At 48.3% G+C, this 14,951-nt stretch carries 15 protein-coding genes and 1 tRNA gene; 10 read left to right on the top strand and 6 right to left on the bottom strand.

Going from position 1 to position 14,951, the window contains the following annotated elements:
* Positions 1 to 24: 24 nt before the first annotated feature.
* Entirely contained in the window at positions 25 to 1,860 is a 1,836-nt protein-coding gene (gene glmS, locus Q1B04_RS10840; RefSeq protein ID WP_299758832.1) for a glutamine--fructose-6-phosphate transaminase (isomerizing), read from the bottom strand.
* Between the two features lie 294 nt (positions 1,861 to 2,154).
* A complete protein-coding gene (locus Q1B04_RS10845) occupies positions 2,155 to 2,967 on the bottom strand; it encodes a glycogen/starch synthase (protein ID WP_299758833.1) in 813 nt (270 codons plus the stop codon).
* 138 nt (positions 2,968 to 3,105) lie between these two features.
* On the opposite strand from Q1B04_RS10845, the gene panC reads away from it, so the two are divergent.
* From panC to Q1B04_RS10880, 7 genes are all read left to right on the top strand, one after another.
* Positions 3,106 to 3,960: a pantoate--beta-alanine ligase gene (panC, locus tag Q1B04_RS10850; RefSeq protein WP_299758834.1), complete on the top strand. Its 855-nt coding sequence runs from the start codon at positions 3,106 to 3,108 to the stop codon at positions 3,958 to 3,960.
* 96 nt (positions 3,961 to 4,056) lie between these two features.
* Positions 4,057 to 4,404 carry an aspartate 1-decarboxylase gene (panD, locus tag Q1B04_RS10855; protein WP_299758905.1) on the top strand — a complete coding sequence of 116 codons (348 nt, stop codon included), beginning with the start codon at positions 4,057 to 4,059 and terminating at the stop codon, positions 4,402 to 4,404.
* 9 nt (positions 4,405 to 4,413) lie between these two features.
* Entirely contained in the window at positions 4,414 to 5,457 is a 1,044-nt protein-coding gene (locus tag Q1B04_RS10860) for a lysylphosphatidylglycerol synthase transmembrane domain-containing protein (protein ID WP_299758835.1), read from the top strand.
* Entirely contained in the window at positions 5,441 to 5,932 is a 492-nt protein-coding gene (rfaE2, locus tag Q1B04_RS10865; protein ID WP_299758836.1) for a D-glycero-beta-D-manno-heptose 1-phosphate adenylyltransferase, read from the top strand. Before Q1B04_RS10860 ends, rfaE2 begins: the two co-directional genes overlap by 17 nt.
* 15 nt (positions 5,933 to 5,947) lie before the next feature.
* Complete coding sequence (locus tag Q1B04_RS10870; RefSeq protein ID WP_299758837.1) at positions 5,948 to 6,628, top strand: zinc metallopeptidase; 681 nt, start codon at positions 5,948 to 5,950, stop codon at positions 6,626 to 6,628.
* 219 nt (positions 6,629 to 6,847) lie between these two features.
* Positions 6,848 to 7,987 carry an acyl-CoA dehydrogenase gene (locus tag Q1B04_RS10875; protein ID WP_299758838.1) on the top strand — a complete coding sequence of 380 codons (1,140 nt, stop codon included), beginning with the start codon at positions 6,848 to 6,850 and terminating at the stop codon, positions 7,985 to 7,987.
* A 159-nt stretch (positions 7,988 to 8,146) separates the two neighbouring features.
* A complete protein-coding gene (locus Q1B04_RS10880; protein ID WP_299758839.1) occupies positions 8,147 to 9,073 on the top strand; it encodes a helix-turn-helix domain-containing protein in 927 nt (308 codons plus the stop codon).
* Here the strand turns inward: Q1B04_RS10880 and Q1B04_RS10885 are convergent.
* Genes Q1B04_RS10885 through Q1B04_RS10895 form a run of 3 tightly spaced genes read right to left on the bottom strand, consistent with a single transcriptional unit; the run spans position 9,056 to position 10,813 of the window.
* Entirely contained in the window at positions 9,056 to 9,820 is a 765-nt protein-coding gene (locus Q1B04_RS10885) for a geranylgeranylglyceryl/heptaprenylglyceryl phosphate synthase (RefSeq protein WP_299758840.1), read from the bottom strand. The two genes, Q1B04_RS10880 and Q1B04_RS10885, sit on opposite strands and share 18 nt — an antisense overlap.
* The gene (locus Q1B04_RS10890) at positions 9,810 to 10,430 is read right to left on the bottom strand and encodes a hypothetical protein (protein WP_299758841.1); all 621 of its coding nucleotides are present in this window, start codon (positions 10,428 to 10,430) and stop codon (positions 9,810 to 9,812) included. The genes Q1B04_RS10885 and Q1B04_RS10890 overlap by 11 nt, the downstream gene beginning before the upstream one ends.
* Positions 10,427 to 10,813 (bottom strand): phage holin family protein, encoded by a 387-nt coding sequence (locus Q1B04_RS10895; RefSeq protein ID WP_299758842.1) that lies wholly within the window; start codon positions 10,811 to 10,813, stop codon positions 10,427 to 10,429. Before Q1B04_RS10895 ends, Q1B04_RS10890 begins: the two co-directional genes overlap by 4 nt.
* 159 nt (positions 10,814 to 10,972) lie before the next feature.
* Between Q1B04_RS10895 and Q1B04_RS10900 the strand changes: the two genes are divergently transcribed.
* Entirely contained in the window at positions 10,973 to 12,076 is a 1,104-nt protein-coding gene (locus tag Q1B04_RS10900) for a DnaJ domain-containing protein (protein WP_299758843.1), read from the top strand.
* A 276-nt stretch (positions 12,077 to 12,352) separates the two neighbouring features.
* Here Q1B04_RS10900 and Q1B04_RS10905 read toward each other — a convergent pair.
* A tRNA-Phe gene (locus Q1B04_RS10905) sits at positions 12,353 to 12,428 on the bottom strand.
* A gap of 168 nt (positions 12,429 to 12,596) precedes the next feature.
* On the opposite strand from Q1B04_RS10905, the gene Q1B04_RS10910 reads away from it, so the two are divergent.
* Both Q1B04_RS10910 and Q1B04_RS10915 read left to right on the top strand, forming a co-directional pair.
* Entirely contained in the window at positions 12,597 to 13,970 is a 1,374-nt protein-coding gene (locus Q1B04_RS10910; protein WP_299758844.1) for a (Fe-S)-binding protein, read from the top strand.
* A gap of 95 nt (positions 13,971 to 14,065) precedes the next feature.
* The gene (locus Q1B04_RS10915; RefSeq protein ID WP_299758845.1) at positions 14,066 to 14,884 is read left to right on the top strand and encodes a (Fe-S)-binding protein; all 819 of its coding nucleotides are present in this window, start codon (positions 14,066 to 14,068) and stop codon (positions 14,882 to 14,884) included.
* Positions 14,885 to 14,951: the final 67 nt, after the last annotated feature.

The raw sequence follows: 14,951 nt of genomic DNA on the forward strand, positions 1-14,951 counted from the left end.
TTCTGTAATCAATTTCTGTTGATATTATTCTACCGTAACAGACTTAGCCAGGTTACGTGGCTGGTCTACGTTACAGCCGCGCATTACCGCAATGTGGTAAGACAGCAACTGCAGCGGAATAACGGACAGCAGCGGCATCAGGTGCTCGCTTGTCTCCGGAATCTCAATCACGTGGTCGGCCATGGCTGGGATGGTAGTGTCGCCTTCGGTTACAATGGCAATAATCTTACCCTTACGGGCTTTCACCTCCTGCACGTTCGATACGATTTTCTCATAAGAGCTATCTTTGGTAGCGATAACTACCACAGGCATTTGCTCATCAATCAGCGCAATCGGGCCATGCTTCATCTCTGCAGCTGGGTAACCTTCAGCGTGGATATAAGAAATTTCCTTCAGCTTAAGCGCGCCTTCCAAGGCAACCGGGAAGTTATAACCACGGCCAAGGTACAGGAAGTTAGTGGCATCTTTGTACTGCTCAGAAATACGAACAATTTGGTCGTTCAGCTTCAGCGCCTCTTCTACCTTGCTCGGGATCGTTTCCAGCTCCACCATCAGCTCATGCAGCTTGGTAGTCTCCAGGGTGCCGCGCTTGCTACCGATGATCATGGCGATCAGCGTCAGCACGGTCACCTGTGCTGTAAAGGCCTTGGTACTGGCTACACCAATCTCTGGGCCGGCGTGCGTATAAGCTCCTGCGTCTGTTGCTCTTGCAATAGAAGAACCCACTACGTTACAGATGCCAAATATTGTAGCACCTTTCGATTTTGCCAGTTCAAGCGCCGCTAGCGTATCCGCTGTTTCGCCAGACTGTGATATGGCAACTACAATATCTCTCTCGTTTAAGATCGGGTTACGATAACGGAATTCAGAAGCATACTCTACTTCTACAGGTATGCGCGCCAAGTCCTCGATTAAGTACTCCGCTACCAAGCCTGCATGCCACGACGTGCCGCAAGCTACAATAATGATTCTGTTTGCGTTCGCGAACTTGTTCTCAAACTCGCGGATGCCGGCCATCATCAGGTGGTTGCTCTCGGCAATCATACGGCCGCGCATGCTGTCAAGTATAGAGCGTGGCTGCTCAAAGATCTCCTTCAGCATGAAGTGCTCATAACCGCCTTTCTCAATAGACTCCAGCTCCATTTCCAGCGTCTGCACATACGGTGTCTGCTTCACATCTTCTTTCGTGCGGATGTCAAGTTCCCCGTTGTTGATGATCGCCAGCTCGTAATCGTTCAGGTATACAACTTCATTGGTATACTCGATGATTGGCGTAGCATCAGAGGCCAGGAAATACTCGCCCTCGCCTACACCTACTACCAGCGGGCTGCCTTTACGTGCCGCAATCAGCTGGTTCGGGCTATCTTTGGCCAACACAACAATGGCGTAAGCTCCAACTACTTCGTGCATAGCTAGGCGTACTGCCTCTGGTAGCGTGCAGTTGTTGTTCGCGCGTATATCTTCAATCAGGTTAATAAAAACCTCAGAGTCAGTGTCAGACTGGAAAGTATGGCCTTTCTCTACCAGAAGCTTTTTCAGAGAAGCATAGTTCTCAATAATGCCGTTATGGATGATGGCGATGTTGCGCGAAGTAGAGTAGTGCGGGTGTGCGTTCACATCGTTCGGCTCACCGTGGGTTGCCCAGCGGGTGTGGCCCATGCCAATAGAGCCGTGCGTATCCTGCTCAGCAATAAAAGCTTCCAGTTCGGCTACCTTGCCTTTTCTTTTATAAACGTTGAGGTCACCATTCATTAGCGCGATGCCTGCGCTGTCATATCCTCGGTATTCAAGCCTTTTAAGGCCTTTAATAATGATTGGGCTGGCCTCTCTGTGCCCAACGTAAGCTACAATTCCACACATAAAATTTCTTTATTTTCTCTTATAGAAACACATAGGTAACCGCAAATGTACCCAATTCTTAAATATCTCTATAATTTCTTCGCTGTAGTGTTGTGTTTTGAAGAGCGATGATAAGCTTAAGCGATTGGGCGACAGTTTTTTATACGTAAATAAAAAAAGGCTGCCGTTTATTTACAAAAATGTAATCTAAACGGCAGCCTCTTGTAATATTATAGTATACACAAACTGATAAATATACTTCTGGTGCTTTTTGCTTTGAATAAAGTGCAAAAAACGCAGGAAAAGGGGTCAGCTTTATTTGCTCAGTTGGTTATACAAGTTGTAATAATTGTCCAACAGAGTGTCGTCGGCGCATACGGTGCTGATGCTCTTCTTTTTCATGAAATCGTTGAACAAGGCGTTGATGTTATCGCTAAAGTCCTCGTTGGTTTTGATGACAGCATCGGCATACTCCATTCCGCACTTAATAAATGCGTTGGTGTCGGCAGACTCTAGGTGTGTCAGCATGCTGTCGTCAATATCCAGCATCTTAACTTTTTCCAGCAGGTCTTCGCTAAATTTGTGCGCAAAGCTGTTGTTATACACCGTAAACATCGATTTAGAGTCTTTAAAGATAGGATCCTTTTTGTAAGTCGTCTTCAGGTACATCGGAATCAGACCTGTCATCCAGTCGTTGCAATGCACAATGTCCGGGGCCCATCCTAATTTCTTAACAGTCTCCAGTACGCCTTTGCAGAAGAAGATGGCACGCTCATCGTTATCCTGGTGAAACTTGTTGTTTTTATCTACAAAAACTGACTTTCTGTGGAAGTAGTCTTCGTTATCAATAAAATAAACCTGTAGCTTCGCGTTCGGAATAGAGGCTACTTTAATAACCAATGGCTTCTCGTCGTCGCCTACGGCAATGTTGATACCGGACAGGCGAACCACCTCATGCAAACGGTTTTTGCGCTCGTTTATCAGGCCGAACCGCGGAACAAAGATGCGGATCTCCATCCCTCGTTCCTGCATACCCTGCGGCAGCGTCTGTAAAAACTCGGCTACTTTTGTGGTCTGTAAGAAGGGATTGATCTCGGTGGCGGCGTATAGGATTCGCAATTTTGACATGGGTATGAAGTTAAAAATTAATTAGCAACAGTAATGGGACGTGCAAAATTAGTATTTTTTATTCTGATTTTCAATTTAAAACGTTATAACTTACTTTTACCGGCTTTTCAGAGGCGTTAATACAGACACACCACCGACATGGAAGTTATAGAGCAGGTTAGTATCATCCGGGATCGTATTAAAGCGTTGCGTTGCGACGGCAAAAGCATTGGCTTTGTGCCGACAATGGGCGCTCTGCACGAGGGGCACCTACAGCTGCTGCGCGCCTCGGCGCAGGAGAACGACGTAACTGTTTGCAGTATCTTCGTAAATCCTACTCAATTCAATAACCCGGACGATTATAAGCACTACCCCCGCACAATGGAGCAAGATGCCGCGCTGCTGAAAACAGTTGGCTGCGACATTCTGTTTGCCCCACACGCAGAGGAGGTATATGTACAACAGCCGCTCTTGCAGTTTAGTTTCGGGCCACTAGAGACGGTAATGGAAGGGGAGCACCGTCCGGGGCACTTTAACGGGGTGGCGACTATTGTAAGTAAGCTGTTTCATTTTGTGCAGCCGCACCGCGCCTACTTTGGCCAGAAAGACCTGCAGCAGGTGGCTATTGTAAAGCAACTGGTGCAGGCGCTGAGCTTTGATGTGGAGGTGGTGCGCTACCCAACTATACGCGAGGCTAACGGACTGGCAATGTCATCCAGAAACAGGCGCCTTGACGCAGCGCAGCAGCATACGGCCACTATACTTTACAGTGCTTTGCAACTAGCCAAAGAGCAACTGGGCAAGAAGCCAGTCTACACTATAAAAGCCACTGTAGAGGCTTATCTTGCCAATGTAGACCAGGTGCAGCTGGAGTACTTTGAGATTGTGCACCCTGATACCCTGCAGCCGCTCACCGACGTGCAGCCGGGGCAGGAGGTGGCGCTGTGCATTGCTGCCTTTGTAGGCCCTGTGCGCCTGATTGATAACATACTGGTGAATTTTAACAAAGTATAGATTGTTGGGAAGGCAGATAAGCTAAAGCTGCTATAGCGCGTTGGTAGTTATTATGCGGCCAATTGTCTAACTTTGCGCTCCAATACAAATTACACCATGTATATTGAGGTTTTAAAATCAAAAATCCACCGTTGTAAGGTAACCCAGGCCGAGCTGCACTATGTTGGCAGCATCACTGTTGACGAGGACCTGATGGACGCCGCTAACATTGTGGAGAATGAGAAAGTACAGATCGTGAACATCAACAACGGTGAGCGCTTTGAAACTTACGTGATTAAGGGAGAACGCGGAACCGGTACTATTTGTCTGAACGGCCCTGCGGCCCGTAAGGTGCAGGTAGGGGATGTGGTGATCCTTATCTCGTACTGCAGCATCAAGTTCGAAGAAGCTAAAAACCATACGCCTACGCTTGTATTCCCTGATCAGCACAACCGGCTGGTATAATTCCGTTGCATGAATAAACTGCTCTCGTTCCTGAAGTATGTCCTGCTGCTGGGTGTATCTGCATTTCTGATGTGGTACGCGCTGAAGGAGCTGGACTTTCAGAAAATGTGGGCAGAGTTTCTGGGTGCCAATTACGGTTGGGTAATGGTATCTGTGCTGATGGGCGTGCTTGCTTACCTGAGCCGGGCTATGCGCTGGCAGATGCAGATAAAGCCTACCGGGTACAACCCGCCGCTCCGCAACACCTACAACGCCATGATGCTGGGTTACCTGGCCAACCTGGTGCTGCCCCGCATGGGCGAGGTGGTGCGCTGCACAATGCTGCGCCGCTCCGATAATCTGCCGCTCAACACAGGCTTCGGCACCGTAATAGCAGAACGCATTATCGATATGGTTATGCTATTGCTGGTGGTGGGGCTTACTTTTCTAATTGAGTTCGGCCGAATCCGTGATTTCTTTCTGAGTCTGATAACAGATAAGTATACAAACCTGGAGCAAAGTATAAGTTCGCTGTACTGGGTGTTTTGGGTAATGCTTCTCTCGGTAGCGGTGCTGCTGTTTATGGGGCTGCGTTACCTGAGCCTTTTGCGCAGAAATGTTTACTTCCGGAAGGCGGTACGTTTTGCAAAGGGGATGTTGAAGGGCGTGTTCAGCATCACCAAGCTCGAGAATCAATTAGCCTTCTGGGGACATACCATCTTTGTGTGGCTGATGTACTACGGCATGAGTTTTTCTGTATTTTACGCTTTGCCGGCCACTGCCGATTTAGGATGGGGCGCTGCGCTATCGGTGCTTCTGGCGGGCACGCTGGGCATGGCGGCGCCGGTGCAAGGCGGTATTGGCGTGTACCACCTGATGGTGCAGGCCACCCTGCTGCTTTACGGCGTGCCGAAAGAGGCTGGTATGGCTTATGCACTACTGGCGCATACATCTCAAACTCTTTTGGTAGTTGTAATGGGAGTGATTAGCTTTATGGCAAGCATGCTGCGCCGCGCAAAGCCGGTAACACAGCAAAGCCATGCTTCTGCTAACACCCATGAACTCAAAAGATAAAATTTACACACTTCCGCAACTGCAGAAACAGGTGCAAAACTGGCGCAACCAAGGCCAGAAAATTGTCTTCACCAACGGCTGCTTCGACCTGCTGCACCTTGGCCACGTCGACTATTTAGAGAAAGCCAAACAACTAGGCGATAAGCTTGTTCTAGGGCTGAATACTGACGCCTCCATTAGCCGTTTAAAAGGACCCAGTCGTCCTCTACAGGACGAAATGTCACGTGCACGCGTTATGGCATCTCTTTTGTTCATAGATGCCGTAGTGCTCTTTGATGAAGACACACCTCTAAAGCTGATCGAAGCTGTGCAACCGGATATACTGGTTAAAGGCGATGATTATGCTGTGGAGCAGATCGTGGGGCACGAGGTGGTGCAGGCGCGTGGCGGATCGGTTAAGACCGTGCCGCTCGTAAAAGGCTATTCTACCACTAACATCGTAAAGAAAATAGAGAACAGTAATAACCCTAAATAAAGCTAACAAAAGACAATGCTCGGAATATATTTTATTGGTATCGTATTCATGCTGATCAGTATGGGAGTAAGTGCCCGCCTGAAAAGCAAGTTTAAGAAATACTCCCAGACACCATTGAGCTCTGGCCTTTCGGGCCGTGAGGTAGCGGAGATGATGCTGCGCGACAATGGTATAACTGATGTGAAAGTCATGTCGGTGGCAGGCCGCCTGACAGACCATTACAACCCGGCTGACAAAACGGTGAACCTGAGCGAGTACGTGTACGAGGCCCGCAGTGCCGCCGCCGCCGCCGTAGCTGCTCACGAATGTGGCCACGCCGTGCAGCATGCTAAAGCTTACAGCTTCCTGAAGTTCAGGTCAGCTATGGTGCCTGCGCTAAGTATAGCCTCACGTTACATGCAGTGGATTATCCTGATTGGTATACTTCTGTTACAGACTACGCCAGTGCCGCTGGCCATTGGCGTGGCGCTGTTTGGCCTTACCACCTTGTTCAGTTTTATAACACTGCCGGTGGAGTTTGATGCAAGTAAGCGTGCGCTCGCCTGGATAGACCGCCGTGGCATCGTAACAACGCAGGAGCATGATATGGCAAAAGACGCTCTGAAATGGGCTGCCTTAACTTACGTAGTGGCTGCGTTAGGCTCTTTGGCTACGCTGCTATACTATGTGTCGCTGCTGATGGGGCGCCGCGACTAAAGAAGTATAAACTGCCTGATTATGAAAGCGCCGCCTGTTGCACACGCACGGGCGGCGCTTTATTTTTGCGTTAGATAGCAACATCTAGCAGGCAAAAAAGTACAAAACCACGGTTTATCACAACAATTAATAGAATATCAGGTTGAATTAATGCAACTGAATTTCATAGTTTTGCACTGGAATTAAAATTAATCAAATATCGTCCTTTAGATAACGCATATGAATTTTCAATTAACAGAGGAACATTTGGCAGTACAGGCTGCCGCCCGCGATTTTGCCCAGACAGAACTTTTACCAGGCGTTATTGAGCGCGATGAGCACCAGAAATTCCCTGCTGAGCAGATCAAGAAAATGGGTGAGCTAGGCTTTATGGGTATGATGGTAGACCCGAAGTACGGCGGCGGCGGTATGGATAGTGTCTCTTATGTGCTGGCCATGGAGGAAATCTCCAAAGTGGATGCATCTGCGTCTGTGGTAATGTCGGTAAACAACTCGCTTGTATGCTGGGGGCTGGAGCATTTCGGTACGGAAGAGCAGAAGCAGAAGTACTTGACTAAGCTGGCAACCGGTGAAATTATCGGTGCATTTTGTCTTTCTGAGCCTGAGGCAGGGTCTGATGCTACATCGCAGCGCACAACCGCCGAAGACAAAGGCGATTATTATTTGTTGAACGGTACAAAAAACTGGATTACCAATGGTAGCACAGCTTCCGTTTACATAATAATTGCACAAACTTACCCTGAAAAAGGCCACCGCGGCATTAATGCGCTTATTGTAGAGCGCGGTATGGAAGGATTTGAAGTTGGACTAAAAGAAAATAAATTAGGAATTCGTGGCTCAGATACTCACTCTTTAATGTTTTCTGACGTAAAAGTACCAAAAGAGAATAGAATCGGGGAAGATGGCTTCGGATTTAAGTTTGCGATGCAAACACTAGCTGGAGGGCGTATCGGTATCGCTTCTCAGGCTTTAGGTATCGCATCAGGAGCTATGGAGCTAGCTTTGAAATACTCTAAGGAGCGCAAGGCCTTTGGCGTAGAGATCGCCAAGCACCAGGCTATACAGTTTAAATTGGCCGATATGGCAACAAACATTGAGGCTGCCCGCCTTTTATGCCTTCAGGCCGCTTACGACAAAGACGAGCACCGTGATTACGGTATGTCAGGTGCTATGGCAAAGCTGTTTGCCTCTAAGGTGGCTATGGAAACAACCGTGGAAGCAGTGCAAATACATGGTGGCTACGGATTCGTGAAAGAATACCATGTAGAGCGTTTGATGCGTGATGCAAAGATTACACAAATTTACGAGGGCACTTCCGAGATACAGAAAATAGTAATTTCGAGAGAACTGCTTAAGTAAGATCAGGCCTAAAATGCTGTTTCCATGTGAATTGAGCGATAGATAGTCTTTATTGAATTAAAATAAATTTTAATATTAGTTTTGAAGTTTATAAAGATTAGTCTTAGCTTTAGGCCAAAATTAAAGGGTTTATAGTATAAAAGTTAGTTGGTAACACACATGGAAGATTACAATAAGATTATTGAATCGCTTGGGGTGCGGTTCATTAAGGCTAAAAATCTAGTGTTGCAACAGCCGTTTACGGTGCGCAATTACTACGATGTAGGAAACAATTTGATCCTGCTACATAAGGGCAGTATCTTTTTTGGTGACGAGGAGCAGGCAGTAGAAGAAGGGGAACTTCTATTTATACCTGGTGGCCGAAGCACCAAAGTGACCTATGGCCCGTCTGGTGAAGGGAAAGCCATTACAAATGATGACCTGATCACCAACAGAGAGAAATTCTTTAAAAGCAACAACGACCTAGATCTGATCGGTGATGCTGAGGAAAGCCATACTTATGTTAGCTTTGAGGCGAAAGTTTTTGACTCGGTTAACTTTTTTGCTTCATTAGATCTGCCGGCATTCCTGATCTCTAACAATTCTAAGCTCGCCAACCTGGTAATCAAAGTGGTAGAAGAGAGCATGCAGGAGCTGCCAGGAAAAGAGCGCCTGATTAACCTGTACACGGAGCAGATTGTAGTGGAGATTGTGCGCCATATCCTGAAGAACAGAATGTTCGTGGAGCAGCTGGCAACAAACAGCACCTACTTCAAGGACCCTCGCCTCATAGACCTGTTCAACTACATTAAGGAGAACCTGGGTGGCGATCTGTCAAACAAAGTGCTTTCTAACGTAGCCAATGTGTCTGAGGATTATGTAGGCCAGTATTTCAAGATGCTGACTGGCATTAACCCACAGGACTATATTGAATATCAGCGTATGGAGCGTGCAGTATTCTTGCTGCGCACTACCAAGAAGAGCATCCGTGAGATCGGTAAAGAAGTTGGGTACAAAGACACGGCTTACTTCTGCCGCCGCTTCAAGATGATGTTTGGTATACCTGCCGGTAAGATGCGTCGCCGCGAATCAGCGATGAACACCTAAGGAAACGTTGTACGATGCAACAATAGAAGAAACCTCGGCCAAAAAGCCGGGGTTTTTTTCTATGTGGTTGCCAATAACAATTATATCTGCGCCTGCCTCAAGCGCTGCCGTGGCTTTTTCTGTTGTGTCGATGCCGCCGCCTATTATAAGGGGTAACTCCACGGCCTCGCGCACAGCCGCAATCATGTCGGCAGATATCGGCTGCATAGCTCCGCTGCCACCATCCATATAAATGTACTGTAGCCCCAAAAGCTCACCGGCCATGGCTGTGCAGGCGGCAATAGCGGGTTTATCAAAAGGTATAGGCGTGGTACCGCTCATATAAGAAGCAGTAGTTTGCCTGCCGGTGTCTATCAGCATATAGCCGGTAGGGTATACCTGTAGTTGGCTGGCCTTAAGTACGGGTGCCGATATAACATGCTGCCCGATTAAAAAGTCCGGGTTGCGGCCCGAAATAAGGGAAAGGAGCAAAATGCCGTCGGCCTGTGTGTCGATATGCTGGCTGCTGCTCGGGAAAAGTATAACCGGTATGTTGCTGTGCTGCTTCAGGAGGCTGATGATACCTGCCTGGTTCTGGGAGGTGATGAGACTGCCGCCAACAAAGAAAAAATCCACTAGGTGGGCTTCGGTGAGGGCGATGAGGTTCAGGCAGGAGGCATCCGTCAGGTTGTCGGGGTCGAGCAGCACGGCGAAATGCTTCCTGCCTGCGTGAAACTGTGGTTTGGGTGGTTTTGTATTAAATGGCATCCTTCTCCGGAACGATATACTCGGTTGTCTCTATCTCAGTAACCGCTACTACAGGCTCAGCCGCAGTGGGTTTAACCGCAATATCGTTATTTTCAGAGACACTGTTTAAGTATTCTTCCAGCTTTTTGGTGCCATACATTACCAGCAGCGCTAATACCTGCTGCTGCAAGGCCTTGCCTAGCTTGGATGTGAGAAACGGCTCAGGCTTTTTTTTTACGTCCTCCGACTGGTTGGCGTGGGGCATACGCTCCGAAGAGATAGTATAAGCATCCTCCTGCTCATGCACGTAAGAGTCGTAATCTATAAGCGGCGTTGAAGTATAGGCCGGTGAGGCTGTGGCTACAAACGTGCCTTGAGATTCACTTTTGCCTCTTCTTCTTTTCTTTGTTTTGGCTGCTTTTTCTTTTTTCTTGCTTCCGCCAGAGAACAAGCGCTTCACCAGCAAGCCGGCCAGCAGCACGCCGCCAGCTATGGCTGCTTTCTTGCCTATTTCCTGCCCCTGCGACTTAAGTTGATCAACATCGCCCATCAGCGCTCTTTTATACTCCTCCTTCTGCCGCTCCAGGAAGTCGCGCTCATTATTAAAAAGTGGGTTGTTTAATTCGCTCATATGTGTTTTTCTCGTTTGTCTGATTTATAGATGGTATTATCGAAAGCCTTGTCGGCCACGCCTTGAAAAATCTTTTTATCCAAGCCTATTACAAGTATAACCAAGAGTATGATGTAAAACAGCGCCACAATGCCAAACCCCCAAAAAGAGCTGTCGAGGAGGTGGTTGAGCAGCAGGCCCAGAAAGATGTTGACGAAGATAAGGACCATGAAGGCAATCACCCCTAGCAGCACGCCGTGTATGGTGCCTACAAAAGCAGCCTTCAGCTTTTCCTGTATCTCCAGACGTATAATGTCTATGCGGGTGTCAATATACCCCATCAGGTTCTCCATCAGGTGGGGGTTCTTTTCACGGGTTCCGTTATCTTCTTGTTGTAGCGCCATGTTTCTTTTTCAGCTTTTATAAAACTTGTTTTATATACGAGGGTAGATTAAAAAATTTACGTAAAGTATAACTTGTTAAAACTGTAGTACGGATTTTGAGGTTAATTGTATAGGTTTAGTTAAATTTAAGAAAGATCTAACCCATAGATTTAAATATACTTGAATCACAACCACTACCAGGTATTAGGTATAAGCCCAACGGCCTCTGCTCAGGAAGTGAAAGCGGCATATAAGCGGCTTGCCATAAAGTATCACCCGGACAAGAACCCTGGTAACTTGCTTGCCGAGGAGCTGTTTAAGCAGGCGAACTCTGCTTACCAGATACTGTCTAACCCGAGTAAGCGTGCCCTCTACGACCTTCGGCTGCAGTACCAGCGCGAGCAGCAGCAGCGTGCCGTTATGCAGCACCAGCCGCGGCGTTACGAACCGCGCCACTATACCACCCGCGAGCCTGCCGGCGTGTCGGAGCGGGGCTATAAAAAGCGGCAGTCCAAAAGCAGCAGCTTCTCACGCAAAGACTGGTACATTACCTTAGCCTTCGCTGGCGGACTCATACTTTTTAGCCTGTTGCTCAAAACCGTGATGGACCATATTGCCGGCGAAGACAAGTATAAAACTGCTTTAACATACATTGCTGATGGCAAATACACCAACGCTCACCGCCTGCTGACAGACGCCATCCACTTTAAACCAGACAAGGCCGCAGCGTATGAGGCCCGCGCCATGATTGAGCTGGATGTGTACGAGAACTACTCTGGGGCGTTACAAGATCTCAATAAGACTATCTCACTGCAGGAGCGGCCTTCGGCACAAGTATACTACATGCGTGGGCGAAGTTTGCAGCAGCTGGCCCAGTACCGCCAGGCTGAGCAAGACCTGACAAAAGCGTTGGAACTGAACGACCGGCTATGGCATGCTCACCTGAAGCGAGGGGAGATTCGTCTTTTTTACTTGAAGGAGTATAAGCCAGCCATTGAGGATCTTAATATTTTCCTGCGCTACAGTACTACCGGGCCAGAGCAGGTGGAGGCGCTTACCTTCCGGGGGTTTGCCTACTTTAAGCAGGGGCAGCTAGAGGAGTCAGAGCAGGATTACCGCGCCGGCTTAATTGCCGACCGTGAGAATGGCCGCCTGTACTACCTGCTGGGCCGCACGGAGATGGAGCAGCAGCAGCCAGACTCTGCCTGCGTGCATTTTTCTAAAGCCTATGAGCTAGGGTATAGTGCAGCGCTGCTGGAGCTGCGTGCTAAATGCCAGCCTTAGCCTAACTGCAGCATCTTCTCTATAGTTTATCGCTGTATCAGTTCTTGGTGCCAATATGGGGGCTATGCTGTCAAACTATAGCGCTTCCTATACTTTCATTTTTGATGGTGAGGCAGGGGCAGGTTTTGGTTCTCAGGCTAAAGTATGATACCTAAGCTAAGATTGCGGCTAATCACCCTGCCTGCAAAACTGTGGAGGCATAAACAAAGTATAGGAAGTGCTGGTTAGAAAGACATAAAACAAAAAACCCTTACCTGTTAGGGTAAGGGTTTAAGCTGGTGGTGATGATTGGAATCGAACCAACGACACAAGGATTTTCAGTCCTTTGCTCTACCAACTGAGCTACATCACCAGCTCTTGTTGTGCCCCTTGTTTCTAAAGGGTATGCAAAAGTAGCAACCATTTTTGAAGTAGCAAACATTCAGCAGAAAAATATTTTAAAAAAGTGCGCCAGCGTACATCTTTCTTAATATTCTGCTATCTTTATCTACTAATTAGTATGTATAACGAATAATTTGCCGTGATAGGAATAGAGAACATCATCTTTTTAATTGTGGCTGCCGTTGGCATCGGGCTGTTTATATGGCAGATCCGCAAGATCCGCAAGAACGTGCTGATGGGCCGCGACACAGAGCTCGCTGACAACCCATCTGAGCGTATCAACAAAACTTTACTGGTGGCGTTTGGGCAGCAGAAAATGTTTAAACGCATGCTGCCGGCTGTGCTGCACCTGTTTGTGTACGTGGGCTTCATCGTAATCAACATTGAGGTGCTGGAGATACTGATCGATGGTATTTTCGGAACACACCGTGTATTGGGCTTTGTAGGTCCTTTGTACAGTGGCTTGATGGCAGTTAACGAAATACTGGCGGCTCTGGTAATTGTTGCCTGCGCCATGTTCCTGTGGAGGCGTAACGTAACCAAAGTGCCGCGTTTGGCAACCGGTGTGGAGATGCGCGCCTGGCCAAAAGTAGATGCCAATATCATTCTGGTGGTAGAGATCGTGCTGATGCTGGCGCTGTTCGTGTTCAATATCGCTGACATGAAACGCGTGCTGCTGGCAGGCGAGGAGGTTGTGGGTGCTTACCCGGTTAGCCAGCTCTTTGTAGATATTTTCGGCGAAGACCCTGAGCAGCTGTACATCATTGCTAAAGTAGGCTGGTGGTTTCACATCCTGGGTATACTTGCCTTCATGAATTACCTGCCAAGCTCTAAGCACTTCCATATCATCATGGCTTTCCCGAATGTATACTACTCTAAGCTGCTGCCAAAGGGGAAGTTTACCACTAACCCGGCCATTACGCACGAGATTAAAGCCATGCTGGACCCTAGCTACCAGCCGCCTGCCCCTGAGGTAGACGCCGAGGGTAACCCGATTATGCAGCGTTTCGGTGCTAAAGACGTGGAAGACCTGACCTGGAAGCAGCTGATGGACTCCTATACTTGTACAGAGTGCGGCCGCTGTACTTCTGTTTGCCCAGCCAATTTAACCGGTAAATTGCTGTCGCCGCGCAAGATCATTATGGATACCCGCGACAGGATGGAGGAGAAAGGTGAGAACCCAGCCATCTTTGCGCCAAACCACTACAAGGAAATGGGCGTGGAGCGCGTGGAGACTACAGAGGAGAAAGAATTGCTGCGCGGCTACATCACACCGGAAGAACTTTGGGCCTGCACCACCTGTAACGCCTGCGTAGAGTCTTGCCCGGTAAACATTGACCAGGTGTCTACTATTATGGACCTGCGCCGCTACCTGGTGCTGGAGGAGTCAGCAGCGCCGGCCTCGTTAAATGCCATGTTCACCAACATCGAAAACAATGGCGCACCGTGGGCTTTTCCGGCTTCCGACCGCTTTAACTGGGCCGACGAGCTGTATGTGCCTTCTAAAAATTAATTGTTGATTGCTTATTATTAGTTGCGCGTTGACGGAGATTGCCTGAATAGCAGGAACAACAATCATTCATCAACAACCACCAATTCAAATATCAGATGGAAGAGAATAAAAGATTAGTAAAAGTGCCGACTATGGCCGAGATGGCTGCGAATGGCGAGGAGCCTGAAGTGTTGTTTTGGGTAGGCTGCGCCGGCGCTTTTGACGACCGTTATAAAAGAGTAACCCGCGCCTTTGTGCAGATTCTGGAGCACGTAGGCGTAAAGTATGCCGTACTAGGCACCGAAGAAAGCTGTACCGGCGACCCAGCAAAGCGTGCAGGCAACGAGTTTTTGTTTCAGATGCAGGCAATTACCAACATTGAGGTTCTCAATGCTTACAACGTCAAAAAGATCGTAACAGCCTGTCCGCACTGTTTCAACACCATCAAAAACGAATATCCGGATCTGGGCGGCAACTATGAAGTAATTCACCACTCCACGTTCCTGCAGCAGCTGATAAACGAAGGCAGAGTGAAAGTACAGGGAGGCGAGGCTTTTAAAGGCAAGCGCATCACGTTCCATGACTCTTGCTACCTGGGCCGGGCCAACGATATTTATGAAGCGCCACGCGATGTGCTAGCTGCCCTGGATGCCGATCTGGTGGAGATGAAGCGTAGCCGCGCCAACGGCCTTTGCTGCGGTGCCGGTGGTGCCCAGATGTTTAAAGAGCCGGAACCGGGCACAAAAGACGTTAACGTCGAAAGAACAGAGGAAGCACTGGCTACTTTGGGAGCTGGCAACGGTGTGATCGCCACAGCTTGCCCGTTCTGCATGGTAATGATGAACGACGGCGTAAAGAACAAGGAGCAAGAGGAAAGCGTAAAAGTCTTCGATATTGCGGAACTGATCGCCCAGGCAGAAGGACTTACTAAATAGATTGCTATATTTTTGAATTGCTGTTTTCGGAAAGTATACTTGTTCTCTTTTGATCAGGTATAAAGCC

Source organism: uncultured Pontibacter sp. (assembly GCF_947495565.1).
GTDB lineage: Bacteria > Bacteroidota > Bacteroidia > Cytophagales > Hymenobacteraceae > Pontibacter.